The sequence below is a fragment of the Synechococcus sp. NOUM97013 genome (assembly GCF_014279815.1).
Lineage (GTDB): Bacteria > Cyanobacteriota > Cyanobacteriia > PCC-6307 > Cyanobiaceae > Synechococcus_C.
In genome coordinates, this window is record NZ_CP047941.1 from 1671316 (window position 1) to 1697913 (window position 26598).

Here is a 26598-nt window from a genome sequence, read left to right on the forward strand (position 1 = left end):
ATGGGCCAATCCGTACAGAGCGACGGAATCTTCCCCCTGCCAGTCCTCCAGGACAACGTGATCTGGATCTGGGTCCGAAACGGGAGGGCCGTGGTCGTCGACCCCGCCATCGCAAAGCCCGTGATCGATTGGCTGAGCCATCGGGACCTCGCATTGGAGGCCATTCTTCAAACCCACCACCACGCCGATCACATCGGCGGCACACCGGAGCTACTTGAGCACTGGCCTGAAGCAAGCGTGGTCGCCGCTGCGGCTGATCTGGAGCGCATTCCCTTCCAGACCATGTCCGTGAAGGCGGGGATGCAGCTGGATCTTCTGGGGCAACCGTTGCAGGTGATCGACGTGAAGGCCCACACCCGGGCCCACCTGGCCTTTGTGCTCCCCATCGGTGCTACGCCCACTGATCCAACGCCGGCGCTGTTCTGCGGGGACACGCTGTTCGCAGGCGGCTGCGGACGGCTATTCGAAGGATCAGCCGCAGACATGCATCAGGCCCTGGGTCGACTCAACAGACTTCCAGGAAGCACCCGGGTGCACTGCGCCCACGAATACACGGAGGGAAACTTGCGCTGGGCTCGCGCCCTCAGGCCCGACAACACGGCCATTGCCAAACGGTTAGCAGCGGTCACAGATCAACGCAGCCGCGGTGAGCTCACCCTTCCCAGCACGATCGACAAGGAACGCGACACCAACCTGTTTCTTCAGGCTGGGTCCGCCGAAGAACTGGCTGAGCTGCGATCCCACAAGGACAGCTGGCGCGGCTGATCACCGCTCCACTGCAGCTGCGCTCATCGCATCAGCTGGCGCGGGTCAGCAGAGGCATGCGCTGCGGGTGAAGCAGAACCAACGATCCAGGTTTCAACTGCAATCGGCACTGTTGACCGCGCGCGTAATCCTCCGCAAGAGGGCGAAGAAGACGCAGCTGGCGATCGCCGGTCTGCACCCGATACAGCCAGCTGTGGCCAAGGAACTCTCTCCCCATCACACAGGATTCACCACCCGAGTCCTCCTGCAGGGAGATCGATTCAGGAGCAACAAGAACCGTGGCCTCATCTGGAAGGGAAGCCCCATCAAGATCCTTGGGCTTTTCCAGATCACCCAAGGGGCAACGGAGGCACCCCTCTGCCGCATCCACCCAGACGGGCAACACATTGCGCTGCAACACAAAGCTGCCCACAAAGGCTGTGGCAGGCGAATCGAACAATTCGCGTGGGCTGGCGCACTGGTGAAGGTGCCCATCCCGCAGCACCGCCACACGGCTGCAAATGGCCATGGCCTCCTCGGGGTCATGCGTCACCAGCACACCGCTTGCCCCGCAGGCACTGAGAACGGCGGGCAGTTCGCTGCGCAAGCGCAGACGCACCTCCACATCGAGATTGGAGAAGGGCTCGTCTAGAAGCACGACAGAAGGCGATGGCGCCAGAGCCCTGGCCAGAGCGAGGCGCTGCCGCTGCCCGCCAGAGAGCTCATGGGGATAGCGCGACCTGAACTGCTCCAGTCCCAGCAGCCCTAGCAGCCAGGACGCCCGCGATGTGTCCTGACCGGGACGCAGCCCAAAGCAGGTGTTCTGCCAGGCGCTGAGGTGAGGAAACAACGCATAGTCCTGAAACACCATGCCCACCCCACGCCGTTCTGGAGCCAGCGACCGCTGCGGATTGGCCACTTCCTGCCCATGCAGGCGGACGGCACCTCGCTTGGGCTGCTCAAACCCGGCAATCAGCCGCAACAGGGTGGTCTTTCCACAACCGGAAGGTCCCAGCAACCCCACCAGCTCACCGCGTTGCAGGCGGAGATCGATCCCCTGCAGCGTCCAATCGGCGCCAGAGGCGCCGTAGCTGTGCCAGAGGCCCTCGATTTCGACCGGACAGGCCTCCATCAACACGGAAAGCGAAAATGCAGCCTCATTGTGAGCCCACCACATGACCACCATCGCCCATCAGGCCGTCACCACATCGGATGCTCCGTCGCCGGTGGGGCCTTACAACCAGGCTGTGCAAGCGGGTGGATGGCTGTATTGCTCAGGCCAGATCCCCCTGGATCCAGCCAGTGGAGAGATGGTTGGCAATGGTGATGTGGAGGCCGAAACCCGGCAAGTGCTGCGCAATCTCCAGGCCGTGCTGAGTGCGGCCTGCACCGATGCATCCAAGGTGGTGCGGACCACGGTTTACCTGGTGGACCTCGCCGACTTCCAAGCTGTGAACGCGATCTACGCCGAGATGTTTGGCGACGGGATCAGTCCCGCTCGCGCCTGCGTTCAGGTAGCCGCCCTGCCGAAGGGATCCAAGGTTGAGATCGACTGCATCGCCTGGCTGGGCTAAAGGAATCGATGCTCCGGGGCGGATTTGTAACCCCCCGGAGCATCGGCGACCGGACGGTTGCATAGGTTGAGGTATGTACTGACCGACTTCCATGGCCCAGGCGAAGCTGACCATCGGTGAACTGGAAGCCGGTTATCCGCTGTACTGCAAGGCATTACGACGTCTCCTCAAGGAAGGAAGAGGAGTCAAAGAGATTGAAAGGACCGTGTGCTGGGGACACCTTGAAACGCTGAACCGCTGCTTACCGGGTCGCTACAAGGCGCCGTCTTATCTCATGGCTTTGATCCGACGGGATCTCGAACAGCCCAGCGACAGGTAGCTACCACCGGGATCAAGCTGGTCAAGTGGTCAGGGGCTTGGCGGGATCTGCACCTTCCACTTCTCCTTGAAAGACACGACTGGCTCGCACATCCGAGGCCTCGATGGTGCTCAACGCATCACGGTCAAACGGTTGGGTTCTACTCGAAAACAGACGATTGGCGTGACGCAGCCGAAGACGCTCGATCGCATTCCGAATCGAACGGGCATTGGCAAAAAACGGCAATGCCCTGCGCCGGCTGATGTAGTCCTGAAAGGCCAGGACGGCTTCATCACTGAACCGATAGTCCTGTTGCTTGAGCAACAACTGCGCAATCGCCATCAGTTCAACTTCGCTGTAATCAGGAAAGTCAATGTGATGGGCTACGCGTGATGAAAGTCCTGGATTCGAGCGATAAAAATCCATCATTCGATCCTTGTACCCAGCAAAGATCACCACGAGATCCTGACGACTTCGCTCCATTTCCTGGAGAAGAATCTCGATTGCCTCTGCACCATAATCTCTTTCATTGGATGGCTTATAGAGGTAGTAAGCCTCATCAATGAACAACACACCCCCCTGTGCTCGCTTGAGCATATCTTTGGTCTTCGGAGCGGTATGACCCACGTACTGACCGACCAGGTCATCCCGCGTGGCTGTCACCACATGCCCCTTCCGGAGGTAACCGAGGCGAAGCAGAATCTGCGACATCCTCTGAGCAACAGTGGTTTTACCTGTTCCAGGATGCCCAGTGAATGACATGTGCATGCATGGCGCCGCACTGGACAGATCCAGCTGTTGACGGGCCTGGTCCACGAGCAACAGAGCGGCAATCTCACGAATGCGCGTTTTCACTGGTGCCAACCCAATCAGATCACGATCGAGCTGAGCGAGAACGTCCTCTACACCAGAGGTGGCATAAGCCGACTCCAGATCAACCGAAGAGTGCATCGATCTCGGCAGCCAAGGCTCGATCCGCCTCACTCAGCGAAGCATCAGGGGCATCCTCGTCAGGTCGAATGGTGATATTCACGTAGGTGCGGCCGAAGCTGATGTCGGGAAAGCGCTGGGTGGCTTCGCTGTGATCGCCAAGCTTGTCCAAGAAATCCCGCGTGGCGTCGTAAGTCTCGAACTCATAGCGCCGCTCAAGACAGACGGGACGTTTGCGCTCATGCCACTGATCCACGTCTTGATCTCAATTCATTCAGAAATTTTAGATGAGCACAGGATCGCCATTGATCAACTTGATGGTATTGATCTCACACCATCATTCTGAAATCAGCGATGTGCAACACAACCATCAATGATCATGCAAATAACACGAAAAGCGGGTTGAGCTCTCCACGAAAAGCCATCAGATGCATTCAATTCACTTGTATTTGATGCAGAGAAGGAGACGACCAATCCTCAAAATTCACAGAGGTCACTGCATCAAGCTCGGCATCAGGCGCGATAGCGAATCGGTTCAAGCCACAACAGCAATGATTGAGAACGCGCGAAAAAGCCCGAAGGGGTGCTCCGCGCTTGGCGATCACCCTGGCAACAAAGCCACCCGCTGACATCCCATCAAGCGTTCTGACCAGCTAGAGGCGTAGGCGTGGTTGGCGGCCTGCTGCTCAGGATCTTCGGTGGTGAGGGGATGCGGCATCGTGCCCGCGATCGCTGCGTTGGTGACACAGAACATCGACTTCTGGAAACTGACGCAGATCTGCACGTGCGCATCGGCCTGGTTGCGACCGTGGGTGTCGTACCAACGACTGAGTTCTTCAGGCAGATTCCGGAACATGTCGGACATGCACAGGCTCGGTGGGATTCCAGCACCCATGCTCGGCACGGGATCGGCATACAGCGCTCCGTACTTGAACTGACTCTGATCAGCGGCGATCTGACGCGCTTGGGCGTTGTACGACACGGTGCCAAGGAAAGGCATACCGCGGAAGAACACGGCCTCCACGTAGGGCACGGCCACATCCACCAGGAAGGTGAGACCCGCTTCGGGAGGAAGCAGCCAGACAGACTCACCGCCAAACTCAACTTCATACTGGATCGGACTTCCGGCAGCCTTCACAAGGCCATCGCGGATGTGATGCACCACATCCAGCACACAGGCGACTTCACCAATGCGGTAACGGCGCGCCAGATCGATGAAAATGTCACTCATCACCCGCCAGAACAGGCCCAGGGCGTAGATGGTCGTCATCGAACGAATCGCCTCAGGTGCAAAACCTGGATAGAGCGTGTTGACGAGACGCAGCAGGGGGTCCCTGCGGGAACGAAGAGAAATCACCCGACGACAGGCGTCCCGAAAAGGCTCTGAATCGAAATAGGCATCCATGCCACCGGTGCCATGCCAGAACATGGCCTTCTGGCAGTACTCGGCGTACTCGAAGTTGATGCGGTCACCCTTGAGGTGCTCCCAGAGACGCCCGAAGGAAAACCCTTCATGGAAAAAGCGCATCACCGGGAACGGATTCAGCAGCTGGGTTTTGCCTTGGTAAACAAGATTTCTGCTGTAGGCATCAAGCACAACGCCATAACTCTCCAGCACGTTCACCACCTGAAGCAGGTGATCAGACGTGTCGGCCAACAAAGGGGAGTCAGAGAGCAAACGACGGATCAACTCCTCCTGATCAGGAAGGGTGACGTCGATCGCCTGCGGTCGTTCGGTGGTCGTCATGAGAGCCCTCCGGGTTGAAGCAGTGTGGCGAGTTCACTGAGCTGAGTGGTGGCCGTCTGGCTAAGACCCACCAGGAGATTGGGTGCAACACCCAGAATCAGAATCAACAACGACATGGTGAGTGCGGGGATCTGCTGCCTCAGAGACACCTGCGTGAGGATGGAAGGGTTCGGATTCGCACCCGGAGCAATCGCGAGACGTCCGAAGAAGGCCCTGTTCACCAGCAGAAGGAAATACACGGCTGTTAATCCTGATCCCACCATGGACAGAAGCGTGGCCACTGGGAAGAGTTCGAAACTGCCCTTAAATACCAGGAACTCGGAAATGAACCCGGCCATGCCGGGAATCCCCGCACTGGCCATCACACCGATGATCATCAGCGTTCCCGTCAGTGGCAGGCCACGCTGGGGATTGAGGAGACCCCTCAGAACATTGAGATCGCGCGTGCCGGTGCGCTCATAGACCACACCAACCGCAAGGAAGAGCACAGCAGAAATCAGGCCGTGACTCACCATCTGGAACAACGCACCCATCAGTCCCAGGGGTGTGGCCGCTGCTGCAGCCAGCAGCACATAGCCCATATGGCCCACGGAGCTATAAGCCACCATGCGCTTCATGTCGGTCTGGGCGATGGCCGCAAGCGAGCCATAGAGCACAGATATGGCCGCCCAGCCTGCCAACCAAGGGGCAGCAACAGACCAAGCCTCAGGGAACAGCCCTAAACAGAAGCGAAGCAGTCCGTAGGTGCCGAGCTTAAGCAGAACCCCAGCCAGAAGCACGGACACAGGCGTGGAGGCTTCGGTGTGCGCATCGGGAAGCCAAGTGTGGAAGGGGAAGAGTGGAATCTTGATGCCGAAGCCGATCAGGAGAGCTCCCATCAGCACCAACTGGCTCGTCATCCCCATCTGGGCATTGAGGATCGGCCGGATGCCGAAATCAACCGTTCCGGTGACCAGAGCGATGCCCAGGAAGGCACCAAGGATGAGCACGCCGGACACGGCGGTGACGATCAGAAATTTTGTGGAGGCGTAGGCACGGTTCGCACCACCCCAGACGGCGATCAGCAACCAGAGGGGGATCAGCTCCAGCTCATAGAAGAGGAAGAAGAGCAGAAGGTTCTGGGCAAGGAAAGCGCCATTGACGGCTCCGCTGATCACCAGCAGGAGAGCGAAATAAAGACGCGGTCGATTGCTGATCGAGCGGGAGGCGAGGGTGGCCACCAGACAGAGCACCCCATTCATCAGCACCAAGGGGAGCGAGAGCCCGTCAAGAGCGAGGCTGAATTCAAGACCGACCTGGGGCAACCAGGGGAACGTCTCCAGCATCTGCATGCCTGGCTCTGCGGCGCTGAACGGCAGCAGCAAAGCAAAGCTGAGCACGCACTGAACCACCAGCGTGATCACGCTCAAGGTGCGGGCGCGCTCAGAACTGCCTTCAGAGGGCAGAACACTGATCAGCAGTGCACCGAGGAAAGGAATGAGAAGAAGAATCGTCAGCATGATGACCTCACTGCAGAACCCAGCTCAGGGACGTGAGCAGCAGCACAATGGCGGCGATCACGGTGAGCACATAGGACTGAGACTGCCCACTGATGCTCAGTTTCAAGCCCTCTGCGCTGGAGAGAGAGAAGCGGGCAAGCCCGTGAAGCACCCCGTCAACGGCATTGCGATCAAACCAGCCGGCCAGACGGGAGAACGTCGCCACAACATTCACGATCGTGACACGGTAAAAACGCTCGGTGTAAAAGTCGTTGGACAACAGATCCTGGAACCAGCGGAGGATCGGGTTGAGTGAGCGCGACCAGGCCTTGTTGAGGGGAATCAGCGCACCCACGAGCAGCCCTGCGGCTCCGCTGGCCACCACAAGAACAGCCGCCGAAGCAGGGAATGCAAGCAGACCATCCAGAGACTCCAACCGGATCAGCAGCAGAGGCGTCAACAGCACGATCACAGTGAGCGCCACCATGGGCAGTGCCATCTGCCAGTTGACCTCTGCTGAGCGTCGGGTCTTTGCGAGAGAGCGGCCAAGGAACACCTGGCGGAAGACGCGAGTGAGATTCAGCGCGGTCAGAGCGTTGGTGATCAAAAACACCGGAATAAAGATCGCCGCCCTGGCACCGACCAGTTCCACGGCCTGTGCAAAGCAAAGAAAACCACCTAGCGGCAGCAGACCCACCAGACCAGCGCCTCCTACGAGGAAGGAACCGGTTGTGGCCGGCATTCGGCTGCCCAGGCCTCCGAGTTCCGTGATGTCCTGACAGTTGGTGGAGGCAATCACCCCGCCCACGCTCATGGAGAGCAGGGCCTTGGAGACAGCGTGGGCGTAGAGCAACAGCAGGGCAAGAACAGGCACCTGCAGAGAGATGGCAATGAAGACAAGGCCGAGATAGGCCGTTGTGGAATACGAGAGGGTCCGCTTGATATCGACCTGGGCAATCGAAACCAGGGATCCACCGATCGCACTGATCGTGCCGATCACCTGCAGCACCACGAGCGTGACGGGCGCATGCTGCAGCAGAGGCATCACCTTCAGCAGAACAATCGCACCGCAGGTGACCACCACCGAGTTGCGCAGAATTGACGCAGGATTGGGGCCCTCCATGGCCTCATCAAGCCAAAGGTGCATCGGAAACTGAGCACACTTGCCGGTGGGGCCAGCGACCAAACCAAGGCCAAGCAGGGTGGCCGCCAGAGGCGTGAGTGTGTCGCGTGCGGACCAGGCATAGAGATCCTGAAAACTGGTGACGCCAGACCAAGCGGTGAGCGCCACCACACTCATCAGCAACATCACATCACCAACGCGCTTGGTGAGGAACGCATCCCGAGCAGCGGTGACCACCAGAGGCTGGGCGTACCAGAAACCCACCAGCAGGTAGGTGGACAGGGTCAGCATTTCCAGCAGGAAGTAGCTCTGGAAGAGGGAGTCGCTCAACACCACACCCGACATGGCTCCCTCAAAGAAACCCAGCAAGGCGAAGAAACGAGCCAAGGCCCATTCCTTATCCATGTAGCCGAGGGAATACACCTGTGAAAGCAGGCTGAGGCCAGTGATCAGCTCGAGAGCTGACACGTTGGTCAGTGAGAGGCTGAAGCTGATCTCAAGATTGAGATCACCAACCGTGAGCCAGGGCATGCCGATTACAGCAGGGCCCGTCGCCATCACATCCCTGAGCACCAAGCTGCCGTGAATGACGGCAATCAGGGTGAGCAGGATATTGAGATAGGCCGGAGGACGATGGGCATCCCGCCGAAACCAGCCGAAAGCCCAGGGAAGGGACACCAGCATCCCAGCAAATCCATACAGAGGGATCAGCCAGGCGGTCTGAAGGGGCAGCGATAGAGCTGAAGTCAAAAGCAACGAGACCGGAAGGGTCGTTGTGGAGCGTCTTGGCCGGGGAATCTAATCTGAAAAGGTCACCCGAAGGTGTGTCGATCAGCTGCGCCGTCGCACATTCGTCGCGACAAGAGCAGGTTCAACCTCCTGATGGGGGCGCGCGATGATGTGTGCGGCCACAAGACCGTCGCCAACACGTTCACACGCATCAGCACCGGCACGCACTGCCGCGTTCACAGCGCCGGTCTCACCGCGCACCATCACGGTGACATAACCACCGCCGACGTACTCACGGCTGATCAGCTGCACTTCCGCAGCCTTGGTCATAGCGTCGGCAGCCTCGATAGCGGGGACCATGCCGCGGGTCTCGATCATCCCCAGTGCGATGCCCTGCACAGACGGCTGAGGCGACGAGGCATCAGCTTTGGAAGCACCGCCCGATCTGGAAGCACCGGACCCACCGCGATTGGAGCTGCGGCTGGTTGACGCACGGGTGGCACTGGCACGAGCCGTAGTGCTGCGCCGTGTCGTGGTGGTGGGTTTACTGCTGGCCACAGGAGTCACATCAACGGTTGCCGAGGATGCCGCTGCATCCGACTTGGTCGCAGCAGGCTTAGCAGCAGAACTGGACGCCGTTGTCTTGGCCGCCTGGGTTGCACGAGCGGAAGCCGCAGAAGCAGCAGACGAGCGACGACGGGGAGCAGGAGTGGCCATGACAGGGGAAGAAGTGGGATGGAACGGTGAGGCTGGAGGCGATTAGTTATCCATCCGGCATCCAGTGATCGATGATCCCGCCGATTGTGAGATCAGTGAGCACGGTGTTATCAGGGCAGGCATGACGAGCGGCTGAACCGCTGGCAGTGAACACCCAGTTCCCCTCGCGGGCACCAACGGGATCCACAGCCACAAGCTTTTTGCCCTTGTTGTTCTGAAGAATGCGCAGATGCATGTGATCGAGACCGGCCACCCGAAAGGTGCACACCAGAGTTCCCATCACCTGCATGATCTCCATCAGGATGCGCCTCCCTGCTTGGGCGACGTGGTGGGCTTGGCCGGTGCCGGCGCCGCTGGGGAGGAGGGTTTCGGGGGATCGGGCTCCCAGTGATCAATGATGCCGACGATGGTCAGATCACTGGGATACGACTTGCTGCCGGCCGCCTCGCGGGCCGCGGAACTACTCACACAGATGACCCAGTCACCGGGTTTGGCGCCCACGGCATCGACAGCCACCTTTTTGGCACTGCCGTCCTGCACCACCTGCAGATGCTTGTGTTCGAAATCGGGAATCCGGTTCGTGGAAACGAGCGGCTTCAGGACCTTGACGATCAGCATGGTCAGTGAGCCTCCTGCTGGACGGGATCGAGTGTGGAACCTACCGCCACCGCCGGTAGGGGCTGGTCGCGGTCGCGGATGGTGAGAAGGGTGTGAAGCAGACCGTCCTTCACCAGGGATGCATAGCGCTCATCGATGGCCCGCTGAATGCGTTGGCAATCAGCAATGGCCCGCTCACGCGCACCGGGAACGCGACCGGAATAATCGAAGCGCACAACAACCGGAATAGGCAGGTCACGGGAGACATTCAGACCCTTGAAGATCTTCACGCCCACGTCCAGATCGGGGGCACCCTGCTCGACGGTGTCGAGGTGAGCGAAATAGGTGAGGTTTCGCAGATGCACTTCCTTGAAACCAATGCCCACACCAATGAAACGCTCGGCATGGCCAGCATCGGGGTAGGGCCCACGATGGAGAGAGCGCACGTAATCCTGCTGAGAAATGTTGTTGATCAGCATGCGGACGATGAACGCCACCATGCCGTCGTCTGGCGATGACGAGGCATGCGTTCTCACGGCCGCTTCCACCGCCTCCTTGGCCTGTTGGCGAGAGAGAGGTGCGGTGCTCTCGTAAAGAGCTGAAGCACACAGCCATTGATCCAGACGGATTTCACCGTCTGCATCGGGAACATGGACCCGGATGGCATCGGTGTCCGTATCCAGTCCGATCAGCAGCAGATCAACGGAGGCACCGCAGCAGAAGCTGTTTTCAACGGCTTCACGGAAATCGTGAAGACGGCGCAGTCCTGAAGATGCAGCAAGAGCATCATCACTGCCATGGGCAGCGCAACCCTGGTGGGTGGGATCCAATGAGCTGAAGTGGTACGTGACCACCTTCAGGTAACGGGTCGGAGCGTGCGCTTCGTTGGGACGCTGCTCGCGATAGCGACGGTGTTCGGTCTTGACCCAGCGGTTGACAGTGTTCTCGATGTCGAACATCGCACCGGCATGGGAGCGACGTCGAACCGCACTGAACGGAATCCGCAGGGCATAGGCGATGGTGTGCGCGAGGCGACCATCAGCGCAGGGGGTCACATCCAGGAGATGAAAGCCGCACTCCAGCAGGAACGCGTTGAATTCATCGGAGGCAGCACTGCCCGAGGCTCCTTGAAGGGGGTCCTCCTGGAAAAACCGCTCACTGAAGAGCTGGTGCGACTGAAACACGCACCAGGCGAAGAGAGCGCGCATGTCCAGGGGGCGAACCCAGGACATTTCAAGGATGTGATCCGGCAGATCAAAACCAAGTTCGGCCCGTGCCAGCCGCTGAGCCTGGGTCAGAAAATCTGGCTCATGCTGCAGGGCAGAGACCTGCTTCAGCAGAGGAACGATGCGATCAAAACGACCTTTGACCTCAAGTTCATAGGCCTGCAGCCTCTGATTGGATTGTTGATCCGTCAGAGGGTGAAAATCTTGGGACCAGGGCAGGGTCGTGCGGCTGAGATTGACCTCTGCACGCGGTTGGGGCTTACCACGTCGGACCCAAGCGGGCTGCTGTTGCACAGAAGGACGACGTTGATCGGCCTTGGAGCGCACACGACCTGCAGACACGGACCCTTTGGAAAGCTGGGCGGCCTTCCCAGAGGTGGTCAGAGCCTGCCTACGTTGCAGCGCTGAAACCCGCGTTGTGGACTCAACCGATGATCTGGTGGATTGGCCCGCAGACCCCGAATCAGGGTCGACGGTTGCCGTCACCATGGATTGAAGCTGACGCCTGGTTGGGGCTGTGGGGGCAAGAGCTCGCCCGCCACGGGAAGGCTTAGAGCGAACCATTCGCGATTCAGCCCCGTGCGCCGCCGGAGACGGTGATCAGGGAACCCTTTTCGGTGTTGCCGCTCGAACCGGTCACACGGCTGACAGGCCATTCGGTCTCCTCGTTGCGCTTGCGCTCAAAAGGGGACATGGCACTCATCGGACCAGGACGGCTGGGGTTGCGACGGCGGGCGGAAGCACCCTCAGTACCGGTGACATGCTCACCACGATCCCAGTCATCACCGGTGATTTTGGTGGACGAACCCTCACCGGTTACGCGGGAGGCAGGCTTCTCAGAGGGCTCACTGACCACAGCAACGGTGGGCTGGAACTGACGCTGCTGACGGTTTTGGAACTCGCGGTTGTCGAAGCGGAACTGCTCCGTACCGGTCACCTTGCCGCCAGCCATGTCAAAAGGGCCGGTGATGCGATTCCCGTGCTCGTAGGACGTACCGGTCACACCGGAATTGGCCTCACGTTGCTGCTGAGCAGCACGGGCGGGAGATACCACACTGAAGCGAGTCCAGGCGGCACCCTCTGGAGATTGGCCGTGGGTGTCGGTGCCAGCAGGGGCCTCAGCGCCGCAAGCCGCGGCCAGCTGATCAGCACCCACGTAAGGCGTGCCAGTCACTGCTTCACAAGCGCCACGCTTGTCTCCAGTCATCACACCACCCACACCGGGTTGGATGCCGGTCATGGCAGCAGAAGGGGTGCCGACACGCACAGGCGTGCGCTCACGGATGGCCTGAACTGCAGGGGTTCCGCAGTGCTGGCCGGCCTGCTCAAGACCTGCATAGGGGGTACCGGTGACGGCCTGGCAGCTGCCGGGCTCATCGCCCGTCACGTTCCCAGAACGGCCCGTACGGGTGCCGCTCACCACCTGATTGCGGTTGGTGACGCTGAAACCAACCTTGGCGGCCTCGGGCTCGGGCTTACTGCCGCAGAACGCATTCACCTGCTCAGCACTGATGTATTGATCACCGGTCACGCGGTGGCAGGAGCCGAACTCATCACCGGTGACCTGAGCCGAACGGCCCACCATGGTGCCGGTCACACCAGTACCGGACAGAGTTCCGGAGAGGCCAACCTTGGCAGCAGGACGGCCTTCGGGCAGGGGATCAGAACCAAGGTATTGATCGCCGGTGAGGCTGCGGTTGGCACCGGCTTCATCACCGGTGACGCTGGCGGAGCGACCCACCATCACACCACTCAAAGGACGCCCCTGTTCGGTGAGGCTGTGGCCCACCTTGCGAGGGGAGGTCACTCCACCACCGCAATAGGCAGCGGACTGATTGGCGGAGATGTACTCCGTGCCGGTCACGGACTTACAGGTGCCGGGCTCATCGCCGGTGACTTTTTCGGAACGGCCGACTTCATTCCCGGTGACACGGTTTCCGTGGCTGGTGGCGGTGACGCGCACCTTGGCAGGAGTGGTGGCAGCGGGAGCGGTCTGACAGAAGGTCTGGAAGACTTCAGCGCCCAGGTACTCCGTACCTGTGATGGACCGACAGGTGCTGGCTTCGTTGCCGGTGGTTTTCACCGAGCGGTTCGCCTGAGTGCCGGTCACGGTCTGGCCGGCCGTGGTGGTGCTTTCACCAACTTTCCAGTGGGCATCAGCAGCAGCGGCTTGCTTGGCGCCGTGGCGATTGGGACCGGTGGGGCGGGTCACACCAGCGCTTTGCTTGTTGCGGGCGCCGGCCTTGGTGCGCAGCTCACGCACCTGTTGAGCCAGCTCACGGCTGGTGAGATCAGGATTGGCCTGACGCGCAACAGCGGCGGCACTGGTGGGTTGCTTGCCAGCGGTTTTGCCGTGCTTCGCCATGGCCTCACGACGAGCCAGCACCAGCGCGCGGCTGGGGTTCTCGATGGCACGGCGCTTGGGGGTCGCCGAACGGCGCTCGGTGCGGCCGCTCAACTGGACCCTTGCAGCAGGGCGTACAGAGAGTTCAGCTTTCTCATCAGCACGCTTGCCACCACAACCACAAGTCTTGGTCTCCTGGGGTGCGGACGCCGCAACGGGCTTCGGATGCTTCGCAACATCAGAGCGATTGCGGTCTTTGCTGGTATCAGCGGATTTGCCACGACGTGAGAGAGCTTCACGACGAGCCAGCACCAAGTCACGGCTGGGATCGCGCTGGGGCTTCACCTGCGAACGAATAGGGGCGGCCGAAGGAGTCAGCGTTGCCGAACGTCGCGGAGCAACAGCGACGGGAGCGGCTGGAACAGCAACTTCGGCCTGGTCGGCATTGGCATTGGTGCGGGTTGCTCTGGCATCAGAGGCGGTACGCACCCGATTGGCACCGCCACTAGCGGCGACAGAAGCTTTCTTACCGGAAGTGGTCAGCGCCTTGCGGCGCTCAAGTGCGAGTTCGCGACTGGAGAGTCTTGCCATGTCCGCCCGAGGATTTCGACGTGAGTTGAAGAGACACTTGTCTCTTCGAAAAAAACTGGAGCCCTGAACTGAATCAGGGCTCGGAACCAATTGATCCGAAGATCAGCGGCCTTCGAAGACCACGAAGCAAGCACCCTGGCTCTGGGTGTAAGCGTCGTAACCGACGATGCGCACGTGGTGGTCGGGGTAAGCGCGATGGCAAGCCTCGAGCTCGCTGACCACAACGTTGAGATCCTTCTCACCGAAGAAGGGCAGCTTCCAATAAGACCAATAAGTGGCCATGGAGTTACTGGGATGGACGTGCTCGACGAGCGGGCTCCAACCCTGGGCAATGATGTACGCGATCTGGTCGTAGATCTCGTCCTGGGTCATCGGCGGGAGGAAGCCGAAGGTCTCCAGGGTGGCGACTGTTTGGTAGTCACCCACGGTGCTCTGGAAAGGCATGGGGGTCCTGGTTGTAAGAAAAGAGGGTGGCCGGTTGCATCAACCGGCCGATAACACGATCAGCTGATCAGTTCTGAACGTCGAGCTTGTCGACGGTGTCGAACTCGAACTTGATCTCCTTCCAGGTCTCGAGGGCGATGGCCAGCTCGGGGCTGTGCTTCGCGGCTTCCATGAGGATGTCGCGGCTCTCTTTCTCGAGATGACGGCCGGCATTGCGTGCCTTGACGCAGGCCTCGAGGGCCACACGGTTGGCAGCAGCACCTGCAGCGGAGCCCCAGGGGTGACCGTGGGTACCACCACCGAACTGCAGAACGGAGTCGTCGCCGAAGATGGTGACCAGGGCGGGCATGTGCCACACGTGGATACCGCCGGAAGCAACGGCGAACACGCCAGGCATGGAACCCCAGTCCTGATCGAAGAAGTTGCCGCGGCTGCGGTCTTCGGGCACGAAGGATTCGCGCAGCTGGTCGATGTAGCCGAGGGTGGTCTGACGATCACCTTCCAGCTTTCCGACCACGGTGCCGGTGTGGAGCTGGTCACCACCGGACAGACGCAGACACTTAGCGAGAACGCGGAAGTGGATGCCGTGCTTGGGATGACGGTCGATCACCGCGTGCATGGCGCGGTGGATGTGCAGGAGCATGCCGTTCTTACGGCACCACTTCGACAGACCGGTGTTGGCTGTGAAGCCACCGGTGATGAAGTCGTGCATGATGATCGGCATTCCGAGTTCCTTGGCGAACTCAGCGCGCTCGTACATCTCCTCGGGAGTGTTGGCGGTCACGTTCAGGTAGTGACCCTTGCGCTCGCCGGTCTCCTGCTCGGACAGCTTGATGGCTTCCGCAACGAATTCGAAGCGGTTCTGCCAACGCTGGAAGGGCTGGGAGTTGATGTTCTCGTCGTCCTTGGTGAAGTCCAGACCGCCACGCAGGCACTCATAGACAACACGGCCGTAGTTCTTACCGCTCAGGCCGAGCTTCGGCTTGATGGTGCAACCCAGCAGAGGACGGCCGTACTTGTTCATCCGGTCGCGCTCGACCTGGATGCCGTTCGGCGGGCCGTAGCAGCTCTTGATGAAGGCCATCGGGAAGCGGATGTCTTCCAGACGGAGGTGGCGCAGCGCCTTGAAACCGAACACGTTGCCGACCAGGGAGGTCAGAACGTTGGTGATGGAACCCTCTTCGAACAGATCGAGGGGATAGGCGATGAACGCATAGAAGGACTCCTTGTCACCAGGGACGTCTTCGATGCGGTAGCAGCGGCCCTTGTAGAAGTCGAGGTCGGTGAGGAGCTCGGACCACACGGTGGACCAGGTGCCGGTGGAGGATTCAGCAGCCACAGCAGCGGCGACTTCTTCCTTGGGCACACCTTCCTGGCCGGTGCATTTGAAGCAGGCCAGCAGGTCGGTATCGAGGGGGACGTAATCAGGAGTCCAGTAAGTGTCCCTGTACTCCTTGACCCCGGCGTCGTACTTCTTGCTCATGAGAAAACTCCGTTAAGTCGGTGAAGGGGGGTGAGACGTTGCAACCTCAGATCAGAGGTTCAGCCGATCTCAGTCCTTCTGACCCAGGAAGTTGCCGTTGCCCAGTGCAGGCTCCACTTCGCGGTGGGGGCGGGCAATGATGTGAGCAGCAACGAGGCCGTCGCCCACGCGCTCACAGGCATCGGCGCCAGCACGCACAGCTGCGTTCACAGCACCGGTTTCGCCGCGAACCAGAACGGTGACGTAGCCGCCGCCGACGAACTCACGACCGATCAGGCGCACTTCGGCAGCCTTGGTCATGGCGTCAGCTGCTTCGATCGCGGGGACGAGGCCGCGAGTCTCGATCATGCCGAGAGCGATGCCCATGGTTTCGTTAGCCATTGCCTACCGGGAAAAGGGGTGGAATGTTCGCCGCAGAGACTGCTCTGCCGATGGGGACGGCGTCAAGAGCTAGCGAGTAAATCCCGGATCACTGTCCGTAGTGAACCTGATAAGCCAAACTGATCACCCTGTCGTGGACTGATCCAGAGAACTGTGCCAAGGGATGTGAGCAGGCCACCACAAACGGTTGACGATCGCGACAAGGGCGACAGGTTTACATTCCGCAATCGTTCCTGACGGTTCTTGACGGCCCCCATCCCACACAATGGTGCTCCTCTGCAGAACCGTGCCTTGCGCACCCTGATCATCGCCAGCGGCAATCCGCACAAGGTTGCTGAAATCGAATCGATGCTCGGGCCGATTGCCATTGAGGTTCAACGGCAGCCAGCAGATCTCGAGGTGGAGGAGACGGGATCCACCTATCTGGAGAACGCACGGCTGAAGGCCTGCGCCGCTGCCGAACGAACAAGCTGCTGGGCTCTCGCCGACGATTCAGGCCTCGAGGTGGATGCCCTCGATGGGGCTCCCGGGCTGTTCACCGCCCGCTTCGCAGCCTCGGACCCCGAGAAGTTGATGCGCCTGACGGAGGCCATGCAGGGAGTCCCCTACCGAAGCGCCTGTTTTCGCAGTGCCATGGTCCTTTGTTCACCAGATGGTGAGTGCGAGGAGGAAGCAGAGGGGTTCTGCTGGGGGGAGCTGCTCCAGGAGCCTGCTTACACCGGAGGCGGCATTGAATCGTTGTTCTGGGTGCGGGAAGCCGGTTGCAGCTATGGACAACTGAACGCAGCACAACTGAGCAAGCTGGGCAGTCGAGGCAAGGCAGCACGGGCACTTGCACCGGGGCTGCGACGTCGCCTCCATCTGAATTGAAGCTTGATTGGAACTGAATTCTCAGCTCAACGCTGGGAGGAACGTCGATTCACCATATCGATGGCCCGCATGGCCGCTGCAGCCGCCTCCTCCACATCACCTTCCCGGCCAGCCAGGGTGAGGCGACCAAAAGCACCCACCGCTTTCACATCCACCAGGGTGATGTTCGAGGCCTTTTCGGCTTCGTTCGCGGCAATCAGCACGTAGCCGGCTGGCTCAGTTTCCAAAATGAACATGCTCATTCCGGCTTCGATCATCGAACCGCGGCGGTTCTGACGATTGATCAACACAGCATGGTCAGGCGTGATGGCTCGGATGACTTCTGTCCAGCTGACATCGGCAGGAGTGCGTTGATCAACAGAGCTGCCGATGGCTTCAAGAACCACATCACCGGAATGGATCACGGTGCTTTGATCGCGGTGATACAAGGCCATCGAGCCGAAGGCTCGTTCCACCACCATCTGTCCGAGGCGGACATTGCTGGCTTTCAGGGCAATGTCAGTGACCCGGTGAACTGCCATACCGGGAGACACTTCCATCCAGAGGCATGCATCTCCAGGGATGGGAAGAAAGCCCTGACTCACTGTTCCCATGTAGGCCGCCAATTGAGGCTGCAGGGAATCGATAAAGACATAGGTGCGCAGTTCAATCGACTGCACATGACTGTTTTGCCGCAAGAGACGCGGTGATTCCGAATCCGTCGTCACCACGCAGCTGGCTCCACCAGCGGAGGGATGGACCTCCGTTCCGGTGACGAGAGCGCTTCCGCCGACCCGCCGCTCCCTGGCATCGAAGCCGGCGAAACGATTCATGGCGCGGATCTTACTGGAAGCTCTTCAAGAATCAGGGAATGGGCGCTTGCGCAGCTGGACACAGCCGATACCTTCAGCCCAGCTGCTTTTTGAGCCATGGCTTCGACACGCCGAACCGCTGAAGAGGCAGGTCAACTCTCGACAGAGATCAACGCCGAGCAGGCCCTGGGCCTCGTGAGTTACAGCCTCATGCAGCGACTCGCCAGCGAGGGGCAGGGGGAACTTCCCTGGATCGAAGCGCAGGAAAGCGGTGCCAGCAGCATGGTGCGGCAACTGCGCCACAGACTGGAGCTGACGTCTTTAGCCATCGAAACCGGTGCCCCGCTCACCACATCGGAGGTGTCCTATTTGCTGGGGGCACGCCCGGCCAGCGAAGTCGTTGAACGCGGAGGCCTCCAGGCCCGTCGGGTAAGCCGCAACGTCTGGCGTTTGACCCGCATCGAGGAATCCGAAAGTCGCACTAACGGACACTTCGGTGATGATCGCTTCCGTCGCAGACTCTGAGCAGGATCAGGTTTTAGTTAGATCGCTGGCATGGTCAGCAAAATGAGCAATAAAAACGGCGACCGCTTCGTGGCGACCGCCGTTTTTTTGTTGTGCGGCTCGACAGACCTCCCAAAAAAGGCTTCACCACACAACGCGTGTGTTGAAAGCACGCTGTTCGCTGCGATCCCGAAGAGTTTCGATCACTTGGCTCGTTCCGCTCATTTGTGGCCATGGTGATGAAAGGGAAAGCTCGGGCTTCACCATGGGCGCCAATTTGCAGAAGGAATCAGGACCTCGGGAGGTGTTTTGTGGCCTGACATCGATCGTGTGGCTGCATCGCCGCATGCCGGACGCATTTTTCTTGGTGGTCGGCTCCCGCACCTGCGCCCATCTGATCCAGAGCGCTGCGGGCGTGATGATCTTCGCGGAACCGCGCTTTGGCACCGCAATCCTCAGTGAACGCGACCTGGCGGGCCTGGCCGATGCCCATGACGAACTCGACCGTGTCGCCAAGGAATTGCTGCAACGTCGACCGGAGATCCGCACCCTGTTTCTCGTGGGGTCCTGCCCCAGTGAAGTGATCAAGCTGGATCTGGCCCGTGCCGCCGAACGCCTGAATGATGAGCTTCACGGGCGCGTGCGCGTCGTGAATTACTCAGGCAGTGGCATCGAGACCACGTTCACCGATGGCGAGGATGGCGCTCTCACGGCTCTGGGACCGCTGCTACCCAGCACTGACGAACGTCAGTTGCTGTTGGTGGGAACCCTCGCCGATGCGGTGGAAGACCGCCTGATCCACCTGTTCACGCGCCTTGGGATCCAAACGGTACGCAGCCTGCCACCTCGACAATCAACGGAATTGCCACCGGTGGGACCTGGCACGACTGTTCTGCTGACCCAGCCGTTTCTGAGCAACACCGCGCGGATGCTTCGCGATCGCGGCGCACGTGTGCTCAGCGCACCCTTTCCGCTCGGAGCGGAGGGAAGTCGCCGATGGATGGAGACCGCCTGCCGAGACTTCAACCTGCCAGCCGATCGGGTGGCGGAGGTGCTCGATCCCCTGGAGCGGCGGGCCCATCAGGCCCTGGCGCCGCACCGGCAGATTCTCCAAGGCAAAAGAATTGTTCTGCTGCCTGAATCTCAGCTTGAACTTTCGCTTGCACGCTTTTTGCAACGCGAATGCGGCATGGAGTTGGTGGAGGTGGGCACGCCCTATCTCAACCGTGAGCTGATGGCCGAGGAATTGGCACTGCTTCCTGAAGGCACCACGGTCATGGAGGGACAGCACGTCGATCGCCAACTGGACCGCGTGCGCGACAGCCACCCGGATCTAGTGGTCTGCGGCATGGGCCTGGCCAACCCCCTCGAAGCGGAAGGCATCACCACCAAGTGGTCGATCGAACTGGTGTTCAGCCCCATCCATGGGATCGATCAGGCCGGTGATCTGGCCGAATTGTTCTCAAGACCACTGCGCCGGCGTCAGCGCATCGAACCGGCACTGCATCCCACAACGCTTCACCCCACTGTTCACGCCTGAATCCATGCAACTCACGCTCTGGACCTATGAAGGCCCGCCACATGTGGGCGCCATGCGCATCGCCGCATCGATGCGCGGCGTGCACTACGTGCTGCATGCACCACAGGGGGACACCTATGCCGACCTGTTGTTCACGATGATCGAACGACGGGGGGAGCGCCCACCAGTCACCTACACCACGTTTCAGGCGAGGGATCTTGGAGGCGACACTGCTGAACTGGTGAAGCGAACGGTACGGGAAGCGGCCGAGCGCTTTCAACCCGAGGCACTGCTCGTTGGAGAGAGTTGCACCGCTGAACTGATTCAGGACCAACCCGGTGCTCTGGCCCAGGGGATGAACCTGACGATGCCGGTGGTGCCATTGGAACTGCCTGCTTACAGCAAAAAAGAAAATTGGGGAGCATCCGAAACGCTGTATCAGCTGATCCGCAACCTGCTGAAGCCACAGGTACCGGATCAACCTCAGCACGACACACAGGCCTGGAAAGCTGAGGGGCGCCGGCCGCGGGTGAATTTGCTCGGACCCTCGCTGCTTGGATTCCGCTGTCGCGATGACGTGCTCGAAGTACAGCGGTTATTGACCGTTCATGGCGTGGATGTGGGCGTGGTGGCTCCCCTTGGCGCCAGCGTGAATGACATCCAACGCTTGCCTCAGGCGGATCTCAACGTCTGCCTCTATCCAGAGATTGCCGAGTCCAGCTGCAGCTGGATGGAGCGGAATTTCGGCATCCCCTTCACACGCACGGTCCCAATCGGCGTCGGCGCCACGCACTCCTTTTTGGTGGAGGTGCACACCCTGCTTGGCCTAGAGCCACCGGCAGCCGATGAGGGCTATCAACGCTCACGATTGCCCTGGTACTCCGAATCAGTGGATTCGACTTATCTAACCGGGAAGCGCGTATTCATTTTCGGCGATGGCACCCATGCCATCGCCGCGGCACGCATCTGCCAGGAGGAGCTGGGTTTCGAGGTGGTCGGCCTTGGCACTTACAGCCGTGAAATGGCAAGGGCGGTGCGTGCTGCCGCAAAGCAACTGGGCCTGGAAGCCCTGATCACGGATGACTATCTGGAGGTGGAGGCCGCTATGGCGGAGACAGCACCTGAGCTGGTTTTGGGCACACAGATGGAGCGTCACAGCGCCAAACGTCTAGGACTTCCTTGCGCAGTGATCAGCACGCCAATGCACGTGCAAGACGTGCCTGCACGCACCAGTCCTCAGATGGGATGGGAAGGGGCCAACGTCATCTTTGATGCCTGGGTGCACCCCTTGATGATGGGCTTGGAAGAGCACCTGATCGGCATGTTCCGCCACGACTTCGAGTTCGTGGATGGACATCAGAGCCATCTCGGCCACAGCGGGGGGTCGGGCGCCGACACGGAAAGTCCCACGACATCAAATACAGATCAAGCCAAGACGGCCACAGGTCTGGCTTGGACTGCAGATGGCGAAGCCGAGCTGCGCAAGATTCCATTTTTCGTACGCGGAAAAGTGCGACGCAATACGGAAACCTACGCACGCGAAAAAGGCCACCTGGAGATCAGCAGCGAAACGCTCTATGACGCCAAAGCACACTTCAAGGCATGAGTATTTGCACTTAATTCTTTTACTTTAATCATTAAAAATTAGCGAATATCCTGATGTCAGCGGGAGCAGATCTTTGATTTCTCGTTGTAAATGAGCCACAGACCATGAACTGCTGTTGAATGAAATCAAACCCATTGGAGAAGGGTGCTGAATGACCACAACCCTGAGGCGACCGGCAGATGGCGAAGGAAGCGTGCAGGTCCACCAGGACCCGGGCATGGAGATCACCGAAGAGACCCTGGTGATTGCCGTGTATGGCAAAGGAGGCATCGGCAAATCGACCACCTCCTCGAACCTTTCCGCCGCCTTTTCCAAGTTGGGCAAGCGTGTGCTGCAGATCGGCTGCGACCCGAAGCACGACAGCACCTTCACGCTCACCCATCGGATGGTGCCGACCGTGATCGACATCTTGGAGGAAGTGGACTTTCACAGCGAAGAACTCCGACCTGAAGACTTTGTCTTCAGTGGCTTCAACGGTGTTCAGTGCGTCGAAAGCGGCGGCCCACCGGCTGGCACGGGTTGCGGTGGATATGTCACTGGCCAGACGGTGAAGCTGCTCAAAGAGCACCATCTGCTTGAAGACACCGACGTGGTGATCTTCGATGTGCTCGGCGATGTGGTTTGCGGTGGATTTGCCGCACCGCTGCAGCACGCCAACTATTGCCTGATTGTGACGGCGAATGATTTTGATTCGATCTTCGCCATGAACAGAATCGTGGCCGCGATTCAGGCCAAAGCCAAAAACTACAAAGTGCGGCTTGGAGGCGTGGTGGCCAATCGTTCAGCAGACACCGACCAGATCGACAAGTTCAACACCCGCACAGGTCTGAAAACCATGGCCCATTTCCGGGACGTGGACGCCATCCGACGTTCACGCCTAAAGAAGTGCACCATCTTCGAAATGGATCCTGCCGATGAAGGGGTGAGCGCGGTTCAGCAGGAATACCTCAGGCTGGCGCAGTCGATGCTCGAGTCGGTTGAGCCCTTGGAAGCCGAGCCGCTAAAGGACCGAGAGATCTTCGATCTGCTCGGATTCGACTGATGACATGCCCGGGCTCAGCCCTGATGGCTGAGCCCGACCAGTGCCATCGAAAGATCCCAGACCTTTGACGCGGTATCCGGGTCAGTGGCCTTGTCGGAAAGCTCCTGACTGAACTGTTCACCGTCTTTCTTTTGACGGTTGCCCCAGCTCCAGTGCACGCCCGATTCAGCGAAATCAGGATGGGCAACCACCTGGGCGACCCGTTCACCGGCGAGCGCCTGGGTGACGTAACCACCGGTGATGTTCTTTTGAAACCAGGGGAAAATCACCTGGAACGCCCGTGGGGTATTGCGGAACAGAGGGGAATCGGCCACGCAACCGGGATAGAGCGACGAGAAGGTGATCCCGGTCTCCGCGTGAAGACGGCGATGCAGCTCCTGCGTAGTGATCATGTTGCAGAGCTTGCTGTCTTTGTAGGCCTTGCCGGGCTTGAACGGTTTGCCGCTGGCCATGGCAATGGGGTCCTTGAACCCGGCCTCAAAACCGGAAAGGTCGCCCAGATCGGCGGGAGCTGGGATGGGAATCTTGCCGCCGAGCTCCTTGGAATTCGCCGTCACGGTTCCGAGAATCACAACGCGGCGGGATGGATGCGTTGAGGCCCGCAGGCGATCCATCAGCAGGTGAATCAGCAGGAAATGGCCGAAATGATTGGTGGCCATTGAAATTTCATAGCCCTGAGGGGAACGTTCCGGCTGCTTCAGCTTGGGCTTGTACACGGCTGCATTGCAGACCACGGCATCCACACGCTCGGGCAAGGCATCCACAGCCCGACGCACACTGTCGAGATCACCCAGATCCATCAACACGTGCTGAAGCCGCTCCTTGGGAAGATCCAGCTCATCCGCGGCCGCTGCAGCACGCTGCGGACTGCGGTTGGCGGTGATCACCGTCCAACCCTGCTGCACCAAGGCACGGGTGGCATTAAGACCGACCCCGGAGGTGGTGCCGGTGATCAGAACGGTGCCGGGGGCGGACATCGCATCAGTCCAAGGAGGGCGTCAGTCTGACGGCCAGCCGAAACCAGCGGCATGCTTCGGTCACGAATCTCAGCGGGCAGAGCCGTCAGCAGGCGGCCCTGCCGAACCATCAACACGGCCTTGAAGCAAGAGCCACGCACAGCAAAGAGAGCACACAATCAAGAGAAGAAAGTGATCTGCTGTGCTGAATCTGATTCTTGCAACCGCCCTGACCTCGAGTGCAGCAGCATGCCCCCAACAGGTGACAGAGCGCCTGGATGAACTGTATCGATGGCACCTCGCTGCCCAGGCGGAACAGCAACGCGGTGACCTCACACTGCAGAAACAGACATTTACGCCTGAGCTCTATGACCAACTGAACCGTGCCTGGCATCTCGACCCGCGGGTGGATGGAGCCTTTCTCGACTTCGTGGTGTTCAGCGGAACCCAGGTGTCAACGTTTGGAGCCAAGGTGATCGGCTGCCACAAGCTCTACCCAGCGGTGAATGCTTTTTCTCCGGGAGTGATCACAGCATCTGTTGAAGTGCGCGCAGGGCTCAGAGGACGCGCATCTGAGCCCACCCAGCAACTCTCGTATCGCCTGATTCGGTCTGACAACGGCTGGGTGATCAGCGACCTGATTTACAACCATCAAAGCGGCACCAGCATCAGCCTCTCCGAACTGCTTCGGTCGATCCTTTCAACAGCTTCGGGCGGCCGCTGAAGCTGCAATCAGCTCCTGAAATCGAGCTTTCACGGTGTAACGAGACGTTGAGACGACCAAAAGTGTCTTTAGATTTCCTTTAGGTTCAGCACAGCGCCACCCTGGCAAGCAACCTTGGCTCCCTCAAAAAAAGATCTCGGCCTCCTGGCCAGCACCTTTTTGTTAGGCCTCGGCCTGCTTCAGGTCATGCTCGGCACATTTGGTTTTTAGTGGCCACCAAACCAGGCACAGCAGTTTCCGATGCGCAGGAAGGACAAACCCTTCACAGCCACTGCTGCGGGCAAAAATGAAATGCCCAGGATGACCTGCTGATTTCGTTTGATCGCTTCCTCAGACAGCTGAACATCTTTCAAAACATCCCGAGATCGGAGGAAGTTTTAAACGGCCAGAGCTGACGACAGCCGCTTAGCAGTCGTACTCCAACAATCCACGTCGCGCTCTTGTCTCAGCGTCGCTTTCCTTCATCTGAGACTCGTCGTAAGTCAACGCCTGCAACGGACACCCCGGTGCTCTGAAGGGCCGGTGCTTGCCGTCATCAATCCATTCACCAACAGGTTGGCCGTGAGCGGTGTGAATCAGCATCCCATCGATGCAGCATCGATCCCTCTGTATCGCTGCTGAACGCATCTGCCAGCCCCATGTCAGCAGTTGCCCTCCATATCGAGCAACTGCTCCTGGAACCGTTCGTTCCTTCTGTTTCCAGGATTCCGCAGCCGTACCATGCTCAAAATCACATCAACGCATGGCCTACAGAATTGCGATTGGATCAGAAGGTGGTGCGTTTCGTGATGTTGATCTCCACGATGACCTTGAAGATGCAATGGCCGCATTGAACAAGTTGATCAACCAAAAAGGCTGGAAGGAACCCGACTTGGTCGTCTCTTTATTTGACACAAAATCCGGCAAGAGGATGGCCCAATATGGCCTGCAAGATTTCAACTACGAGCAGGCTACATCCAACACCTAATACGCCGGATCTCTCTGCCCTCTGGACATCACCGTGGGCACGGGTGCTTGGGGCCTGCCAGATCCAGAGCAAACCCACAACAACTAAGCTTCAGTGCCAGATCACTCTCAAGCGATTGGGAGCAATCCACTGCTCCTGCTCATCCATCAGCCGCTTGTCGCCACCAAGGGTGAACAGCGTGTCGAAGCGTTGCTGCAACCCCTGCAATTTATTGGCCTCCACATCCACAACAGCAGCAAGCTCTCCGTGGCGATCAAGCCTCTCCTGATAAGCCACAGAAAGCCTCACGAGACTCACTGATCCCAAGAAGATCAACCCCACCTTTACAGCGAGAGCAAGGGTGCTGCACAACAGCTCCCTGCGATCGTTCTGATGCTGAAGAAGAGCCGCCAATGAGGCGGCGTCAGGCGCGGATGGAACAGCTTTCTGCATGTCCGCTTGTAACGCGAGGACCGGATCCTGCCAAGTGGACATGTTCCATCCCGGTGCACTCAGGCGCGATAGAGGCTCACGCAGAGACGCAAAGCCAAAACACCGGCGTGAGCAGCGACCACGAGAGCGATGAAAACTTCGGTCTGGGTGATTGAGCTGACCATGTCGGAACCACGAAACAACTGCATTCTTTCGTGCTCAGCCCTCGGGACGCCATCATTCGCAAAGGCCTGTCACACCCTCATGCAAGCGTTGAGTCCTGATCCAGTGGTCACCATCGACGCCGAGGCGATCCAGACGCTGAATCTGAAACCGCTCGACCCCTGGTTGACACAACCACTGGAGACCCTGCTCCAGGCCGGGGCTGCCTTGGAAATTCGCTACGCATGGCCGCGCCCTGCCGAAGACCCCAGGGAATTGAGTGAATGCCCTGAGCCTCGGCTCTGGGCGCTCAAAGCCGACGCGCAGCACCCCTGGCTACCCCTGCTGCTGGATCGTTCCAGTGGCAGCCTCGCCCAACATGTGGCCATGCTGGTCCCCCACGATTTCAGCACCAGCGAGGGCATTCGCTTCGACCCGCAGGCCCTGGAGCTGTGGATCACTCACCGCCTGATGCTGCTGGACTACCTCAGCGCACAGTCCGGCAAATCCGGCCAGCAGCGGGGAAATCTGAGCCTGATGGCCGCAAGTCTGGGCTTCGAGTTAGATGCCGCGTTCTGGCAACTGCTGGATCAGTCCCGGTAAGGAAATGGAAGACACCAACTGAGGTCGGCCAGATCAC

The 26598-nt window shown here is 59.6% G+C and carries 30 protein-coding genes; 11 read left to right on the top strand and 19 right to left on the bottom strand.

All coding sequences use genetic code 11. From position 1 onward, the window contains the following. The gene (gene gloB / locus SynNOUM97013_RS09100; RefSeq protein WP_186479450.1) at nt 1-765 is read left to right on the top strand and encodes a hydroxyacylglutathione hydrolase; all 765 of its coding nucleotides are present in this window, start codon (nt 1-3) and stop codon (nt 763-765) included. Nucleotides 766-796: 31 nt separating this feature from the next. On the opposite strand, the gene SynNOUM97013_RS09105 is transcribed toward gloB, so the two are convergent. Next, nucleotides 797-1921, bottom strand: coding sequence for an ABC transporter ATP-binding protein (locus SynNOUM97013_RS09105; protein ID WP_186479451.1), 1125 nt, complete (start codon nt 1919-1921; stop codon nt 797-799). On the opposite strand from SynNOUM97013_RS09105, the gene SynNOUM97013_RS09110 reads away from it, so the two are divergent. Both SynNOUM97013_RS09110 and SynNOUM97013_RS09115 read left to right on the top strand, forming a co-directional pair. After that, nucleotides 1920-2318, top strand: coding sequence for a Rid family detoxifying hydrolase (locus tag SynNOUM97013_RS09110; RefSeq protein WP_186479452.1), 399 nt, complete (start codon nt 1920-1922; stop codon nt 2316-2318). The two genes, SynNOUM97013_RS09105 and SynNOUM97013_RS09110, sit on opposite strands and share 2 nt — an antisense overlap. 91 nt (nt 2319-2409) lie before the next feature. After that, entirely contained in the window at nt 2410-2637 is a 228-nt protein-coding gene (locus SynNOUM97013_RS09115; RefSeq protein ID WP_186479453.1) for a DUF3136 domain-containing protein, read from the top strand. A gap of 21 nt (nt 2638-2658) precedes the next feature. Here the strand turns inward: SynNOUM97013_RS09115 and cbbX are convergent, their stop codons facing one another. The 13 genes from cbbX to SynNOUM97013_RS09180 all read right to left on the bottom strand — a co-directional run bounded on the left by cbbX (nt 2659) and on the right by SynNOUM97013_RS09180 (nt 16406). Next, nucleotides 2659-3567, bottom strand: coding sequence for a CbbX protein (cbbX, locus tag SynNOUM97013_RS09120; protein ID WP_186479454.1), 909 nt, complete (start codon nt 3565-3567; stop codon nt 2659-2661). After that, nucleotides 3551-3802, bottom strand: coding sequence for a 4a-hydroxytetrahydrobiopterin dehydratase (locus tag SynNOUM97013_RS09125; RefSeq protein WP_186479455.1), 252 nt, complete (start codon nt 3800-3802; stop codon nt 3551-3553). Before SynNOUM97013_RS09125 ends, cbbX begins: the two co-directional genes overlap by 17 nt. Nucleotides 3803-4147: 345 nt before the next feature. Continuing rightward, a complete protein-coding gene (locus SynNOUM97013_RS09130; RefSeq protein WP_186479456.1) occupies nt 4148-5293 on the bottom strand; it encodes a CO2 hydration protein in 1146 nt (381 codons plus the stop codon). Beyond that, complete coding sequence (locus tag SynNOUM97013_RS09135; protein ID WP_186481551.1) at nt 5290-6795, bottom strand: NADH-quinone oxidoreductase subunit M; 1506 nt, start codon at nt 6793-6795, stop codon at nt 5290-5292. Before SynNOUM97013_RS09135 ends, SynNOUM97013_RS09130 begins: the two co-directional genes overlap by 4 nt. A 4-nt stretch (nt 6796-6799) precedes the next feature. Beyond that, a complete protein-coding gene (locus tag SynNOUM97013_RS09140; RefSeq protein ID WP_186481552.1) occupies nt 6800-8644 on the bottom strand; it encodes an NAD(P)H-quinone oxidoreductase subunit F in 1845 nt (614 codons plus the stop codon). Between the two features lie 81 nt (nt 8645-8725). Next, on the bottom strand, nt 8726-9340 hold the full coding sequence (locus SynNOUM97013_RS13820) for a BMC domain-containing protein (RefSeq protein WP_186479457.1): 615 nt from the start codon (nt 9338-9340) through the stop codon (nt 8726-8728). 46 nt (nt 9341-9386) lie between these two features. Further along, entirely contained in the window at nt 9387-9638 is a 252-nt protein-coding gene (locus SynNOUM97013_RS09150; protein WP_186479458.1) for a carboxysome peptide B, read from the bottom strand. Further along, the gene (locus tag SynNOUM97013_RS09155) at nt 9638-9958 is read right to left on the bottom strand and encodes a carboxysome peptide A (RefSeq protein WP_186479459.1); all 321 of its coding nucleotides are present in this window, start codon (nt 9956-9958) and stop codon (nt 9638-9640) included. Before SynNOUM97013_RS09155 ends, SynNOUM97013_RS09150 begins: the two co-directional genes overlap by 1 nt. Before the next feature lie 2 nt (nt 9959-9960). Continuing rightward, nucleotides 9961-11727 (bottom strand): carboxysome shell carbonic anhydrase, encoded by a 1767-nt coding sequence (locus SynNOUM97013_RS09160; protein ID WP_186479460.1) that lies wholly within the window; start codon nt 11725-11727, stop codon nt 9961-9963. Nucleotides 11728-11734: 7 nt separating this feature from the next. Next, nucleotides 11735-14098 carry a CsoS2 family carboxysome shell protein gene (locus SynNOUM97013_RS09165; RefSeq protein ID WP_186479461.1) on the bottom strand — a complete coding sequence of 788 codons (2364 nt, stop codon included), beginning with the start codon at nt 14096-14098 and terminating at the stop codon, nt 11735-11737. A 102-nt stretch (nt 14099-14200) separates the two neighbouring features. Further along, complete coding sequence (locus SynNOUM97013_RS09170; RefSeq protein WP_006043651.1) at nt 14201-14542, bottom strand: ribulose bisphosphate carboxylase small subunit; 342 nt, start codon at nt 14540-14542, stop codon at nt 14201-14203. Nucleotides 14543-14609: 67 nt separating this feature from the next. Further along, entirely contained in the window at nt 14610-16025 is a 1416-nt protein-coding gene (locus SynNOUM97013_RS09175; RefSeq protein ID WP_186479462.1) for a form I ribulose bisphosphate carboxylase large subunit, read from the bottom strand. Between the two features lie 69 nt (nt 16026-16094). Continuing rightward, nucleotides 16095-16406, bottom strand: coding sequence for a BMC domain-containing protein (locus SynNOUM97013_RS09180; RefSeq protein WP_006169870.1), 312 nt, complete (start codon nt 16404-16406; stop codon nt 16095-16097). A gap of 291 nt (nt 16407-16697) precedes the next feature. On the opposite strand from SynNOUM97013_RS09180, the gene SynNOUM97013_RS09185 reads away from it, so the two are divergent. Beyond that, nucleotides 16698-17276, top strand: coding sequence for a non-canonical purine NTP pyrophosphatase (locus tag SynNOUM97013_RS09185; protein WP_186481553.1), 579 nt, complete (start codon nt 16698-16700; stop codon nt 17274-17276). A 26-nt stretch (nt 17277-17302) separates the two neighbouring features. Here SynNOUM97013_RS09185 and SynNOUM97013_RS09190 read toward each other — a convergent pair whose 3' ends face one another. After that, nucleotides 17303-18088, bottom strand: a complete 786-nt coding sequence (locus SynNOUM97013_RS09190) for a BMC domain-containing protein (protein ID WP_186479463.1) — start codon at nt 18086-18088, stop codon at nt 17303-17305. Between the two features lie 96 nt (nt 18089-18184). Here SynNOUM97013_RS09190 and SynNOUM97013_RS09195 point away from each other — a divergent pair, with 96 nt between their 5' ends. The 4 genes from SynNOUM97013_RS09195 (at nt 18185) to bchL (ending at nt 22738) form a co-directional block, all read left to right on the top strand. Beyond that, complete coding sequence (locus SynNOUM97013_RS09195) at nt 18185-18592, top strand: hypothetical protein (RefSeq protein WP_186479464.1); 408 nt, start codon at nt 18185-18187, stop codon at nt 18590-18592. A 244-nt stretch (nt 18593-18836) separates the two neighbouring features. Further along, complete coding sequence (locus tag SynNOUM97013_RS09200; RefSeq protein WP_186479465.1) at nt 18837-20111, top strand: ferredoxin:protochlorophyllide reductase (ATP-dependent) subunit N; 1275 nt, start codon at nt 18837-18839, stop codon at nt 20109-20111. Between the two features lie 4 nt (nt 20112-20115). Further along, nucleotides 20116-21696 (top strand): ferredoxin:protochlorophyllide reductase (ATP-dependent) subunit B, encoded by a 1581-nt coding sequence (locus tag SynNOUM97013_RS09205; RefSeq protein WP_186479466.1) that lies wholly within the window; start codon nt 20116-20118, stop codon nt 21694-21696. Between the two features lie 151 nt (nt 21697-21847). Further along, nucleotides 21848-22738, top strand: coding sequence for a ferredoxin:protochlorophyllide reductase (ATP-dependent) iron-sulfur ATP-binding protein (gene bchL / locus SynNOUM97013_RS09210; RefSeq protein WP_186479467.1), 891 nt, complete (start codon nt 21848-21850; stop codon nt 22736-22738). Between the two features lie 14 nt (nt 22739-22752). Here the strand turns inward: bchL and SynNOUM97013_RS09215 are convergent, their stop codons facing one another. Then, nucleotides 22753-23715 (bottom strand): protochlorophyllide reductase, encoded by a 963-nt coding sequence (locus SynNOUM97013_RS09215; protein ID WP_186479468.1) that lies wholly within the window; start codon nt 23713-23715, stop codon nt 22753-22755. A 241-nt stretch (nt 23716-23956) separates the two neighbouring features. Between SynNOUM97013_RS09215 and SynNOUM97013_RS09220 the strand changes: the two genes are divergently transcribed. Next, nucleotides 23957-24418 (top strand): hypothetical protein, encoded by a 462-nt coding sequence (locus tag SynNOUM97013_RS09220; protein WP_186479469.1) that lies wholly within the window; start codon nt 23957-23959, stop codon nt 24416-24418. 405 nt (nt 24419-24823) lie between these two features. On the opposite strand, the gene SynNOUM97013_RS09225 is transcribed toward SynNOUM97013_RS09220, so the two are convergent. Next, a complete protein-coding gene (locus SynNOUM97013_RS09225) occupies nt 24824-25000 on the bottom strand; it encodes a hypothetical protein (protein WP_186479470.1) in 177 nt (58 codons plus the stop codon). 160 nt (nt 25001-25160) lie between these two features. On the opposite strand from SynNOUM97013_RS09225, the gene SynNOUM97013_RS09230 reads away from it, so the two are divergent. Further along, nucleotides 25161-25385: a hypothetical protein gene (locus SynNOUM97013_RS09230; protein ID WP_186479471.1), complete on the top strand. Its 225-nt coding sequence runs from the start codon at nt 25161-25163 to the stop codon at nt 25383-25385. 90 nt (nt 25386-25475) lie between these two features. On the opposite strand, the gene SynNOUM97013_RS09235 is transcribed toward SynNOUM97013_RS09230, so the two are convergent. Further along, the gene (locus tag SynNOUM97013_RS09235; protein WP_370586420.1) at nt 25476-25859 is read right to left on the bottom strand and encodes a hypothetical protein; all 384 of its coding nucleotides are present in this window, start codon (nt 25857-25859) and stop codon (nt 25476-25478) included. A 17-nt stretch (nt 25860-25876) separates the two neighbouring features. After that, nucleotides 25877-25981, bottom strand: coding sequence for a photosystem I reaction center subunit XII (psaM, locus tag SynNOUM97013_RS09240; RefSeq protein WP_186481555.1), 105 nt, complete (start codon nt 25979-25981; stop codon nt 25877-25879). A 79-nt stretch (nt 25982-26060) separates the two neighbouring features. On the opposite strand from psaM, the gene SynNOUM97013_RS09245 reads away from it, so the two are divergent. After that, nucleotides 26061-26561 carry a CRR6 family NdhI maturation factor gene (locus tag SynNOUM97013_RS09245; RefSeq protein WP_186479472.1) on the top strand — a complete coding sequence of 167 codons (501 nt, stop codon included), beginning with the start codon at nt 26061-26063 and terminating at the stop codon, nt 26559-26561. Nucleotides 26562-26598: the final 37 nt, after the last annotated feature.

Excerpts from the sequence above, each read along its gene's own strand:
- SynNOUM97013_RS09165 (WP_186479461.1), bottom strand. The coding sequence starts at position 14,098 with ATGGCAAGACTCTCCAGTCGCGAACTCGCACTTGAGCGCCGCAAGGCG.
- SynNOUM97013_RS09160 (WP_186479460.1), bottom strand. The coding sequence starts at position 11,727 with ATGGTTCGCTCTAAGCCTTCCCGTGGCGGGCGAGCTCTTGCCCCCACA.
- SynNOUM97013_RS09175 (WP_186479462.1), bottom strand. The coding sequence starts at position 16,025 with ATGAGCAAGAAGTACGACGCCGGGGTCAAGGAGTACAGGGACACTTAC.
- SynNOUM97013_RS09235 (WP_370586420.1), bottom strand. The coding sequence starts at position 25,859 with ATGTCCACTTGGCAGGATCCGGTCCTCGCGTTACAAGCGGACATGCAG.
- SynNOUM97013_RS09205 (WP_186479466.1), top strand. The coding sequence starts at position 20,116 with ATGCAACTCACGCTCTGGACCTATGAAGGCCCGCCACATGTGGGCGCC.
- SynNOUM97013_RS13820 (WP_186479457.1), bottom strand. The coding sequence starts at position 9,340 with ATGGCCACTCCTGCTCCCCGTCGTCGCTCGTCTGCTGCTTCTGCGGCT.
- gloB (WP_186479450.1), top strand. The coding sequence starts at position 1 with ATGGGCCAATCCGTACAGAGCGACGGAATCTTCCCCCTGCCAGTCCTC.
- SynNOUM97013_RS09195 (WP_186479464.1), top strand. The coding sequence starts at position 18,185 with ATGGCTTCGACACGCCGAACCGCTGAAGAGGCAGGTCAACTCTCGACA.
- SynNOUM97013_RS09155 (WP_186479459.1), bottom strand. The coding sequence starts at position 9,958 with ATGCTGATCGTCAAGGTCCTGAAGCCGCTCGTTTCCACGAACCGGATT.
- SynNOUM97013_RS09200 (WP_186479465.1), top strand. The coding sequence starts at position 18,837 with ATGGGCGCCAATTTGCAGAAGGAATCAGGACCTCGGGAGGTGTTTTGT.
- SynNOUM97013_RS09170 (WP_006043651.1), bottom strand. The coding sequence starts at position 14,542 with ATGCCTTTCCAGAGCACCGTGGGTGACTACCAAACAGTCGCCACCCTG.
- SynNOUM97013_RS09105 (WP_186479451.1), bottom strand. The coding sequence starts at position 1,921 with ATGTGGTGGGCTCACAATGAGGCTGCATTTTCGCTTTCCGTGTTGATG.
- bchL (WP_186479467.1), top strand. The coding sequence starts at position 21,848 with ATGACCACAACCCTGAGGCGACCGGCAGATGGCGAAGGAAGCGTGCAG.
- SynNOUM97013_RS09215 (WP_186479468.1), bottom strand. The coding sequence starts at position 23,715 with ATGTCCGCCCCCGGCACCGTTCTGATCACCGGCACCACCTCCGGGGTC.
- cbbX (WP_186479454.1), bottom strand. The coding sequence starts at position 3,567 with ATGCACTCTTCGGTTGATCTGGAGTCGGCTTATGCCACCTCTGGTGTA.
- SynNOUM97013_RS09110 (WP_186479452.1), top strand. The coding sequence starts at position 1,920 with ATGACCACCATCGCCCATCAGGCCGTCACCACATCGGATGCTCCGTCG.
- SynNOUM97013_RS09225 (WP_186479470.1), bottom strand. The coding sequence starts at position 25,000 with ATGCTGATTCACACCGCTCACGGCCAACCTGTTGGTGAATGGATTGAT.
- SynNOUM97013_RS09115 (WP_186479453.1), top strand. The coding sequence starts at position 2,410 with ATGGCCCAGGCGAAGCTGACCATCGGTGAACTGGAAGCCGGTTATCCG.
- psaM (WP_186481555.1), bottom strand. The coding sequence starts at position 25,981 with ATGGTCAGCTCAATCACCCAGACCGAAGTTTTCATCGCTCTCGTGGTC.
- SynNOUM97013_RS09150 (WP_186479458.1), bottom strand. The coding sequence starts at position 9,638 with ATGGAGATCATGCAGGTGATGGGAACTCTGGTGTGCACCTTTCGGGTG.
- SynNOUM97013_RS09230 (WP_186479471.1), top strand. The coding sequence starts at position 25,161 with ATGGCCTACAGAATTGCGATTGGATCAGAAGGTGGTGCGTTTCGTGAT.
- SynNOUM97013_RS09245 (WP_186479472.1), top strand. The coding sequence starts at position 26,061 with ATGCAAGCGTTGAGTCCTGATCCAGTGGTCACCATCGACGCCGAGGCG.
- SynNOUM97013_RS09130 (WP_186479456.1), bottom strand. The coding sequence starts at position 5,293 with ATGACGACCACCGAACGACCGCAGGCGATCGACGTCACCCTTCCTGAT.
- SynNOUM97013_RS09190 (WP_186479463.1), bottom strand. The coding sequence starts at position 18,088 with ATGAATCGTTTCGCCGGCTTCGATGCCAGGGAGCGGCGGGTCGGCGGA.
- SynNOUM97013_RS09180 (WP_006169870.1), bottom strand. The coding sequence starts at position 16,406 with ATGGCTAACGAAACCATGGGCATCGCTCTCGGCATGATCGAGACTCGC.